A 935-nucleotide genomic window follows, 5' to 3' on the forward strand; every position below is an offset into this window, starting at 1 on the left:
CCATCTCCTCGTCGTAAGCGGGCGGCGGGCACCGCCGACCCGGACTCCTACTGGATCCGTGAGGAGGAGGCCTGGGACGCGACCGACCCCTCCCTCTCCATCACGGTGCGCGAAGCTTTGGGGCTGGCCACTTCACCGCCCGCTTACGACGAGGAGATGGAGCAGGAGCCGGACGCCGGTGAGATGGAGGTGTGAGCGCCGCCATAGCGGGGAGAAACTGCCTGCGTAAAGCCCTCCCGCGGCAGAACTCATCACATCGAGTGATTCTCTGGCCTTTGCTTGCTTCGGACAACCCAGGGTTGCCACCCTGTTGCTGTCTGTACAACCTGATGGGAGCGGCCAGTGACATTCGGTGAGCAGCCGGCGTACCTGCGCGTCGCGGGTGATCTCCGCAAGAAGATCGTCGACGGTCAGCTGCCGCCCCACACCCGGCTCCCCTCCCAGGCCCGCATCCGCGAGGAGTACGGCGTCTCGGACACGGTCGCGCTGGAGGCGCGCAAGGTGCTGATGGCCGAGGGGCTCGTCGAGGGCCGCTCGGGATCGGGGACGTATGTGCGGGAGCGGCCCGTGCCGCGGCGGGTCGCCCGCTCCGGGTTCCGCCCGGAGCGCGGGGCGACGCCGTTCCGGCAGGAGCAGGCCGACATCGGCGTGCGTGGCACCTGGGAGTCCAGCAGCGAGCAGGTCGACGCGGGCGCGTCGATCGCCCAGCGGCTGGGCATCGACCCGGGGGACCGCGTGATGCGCACGAAGTACCTCTTCCGGGAGGCCGGCGAGCCGATGATGCTCTCCACGTCGTGGGAGCCGCTCGCCCTCACCGGGCGTACCCCCGTGATGCTGCCCGAGGAGGGTCCGCTGGGCGGGATGGGCGTGGTCGAGCGCATGCGCGCGATCGACGTCATCGTGGACAACGTCACGGAGGAGGTCGGCGCGCGCCC

Annotated in this window: 1 protein-coding gene and 1 pseudogene; both read left to right on the forward strand. The window is 70.2% G+C overall.

The annotated features are described in order from the left end of the window. Nucleotides 1-195, forward strand: a pseudogene (locus CCN29_RS23930) (DUF4190 domain-containing protein); the annotation flags it as partial. Between the two features lie 147 nt (nt 196-342). Further along, nucleotides 343-935: GntR family transcriptional regulator (locus CCN29_RS23935; protein ID WP_086684409.1), on the forward strand; the 593-nt coding region annotated here is incomplete at its 3' end.

Origin of the sequence: Streptomyces pseudogriseolus, from assembly GCA_002154585.1 — a bacterium.
GTDB lineage: Bacteria > Actinomycetota > Actinomycetes > Streptomycetales > Streptomycetaceae > Streptomyces > Streptomyces pseudogriseolus.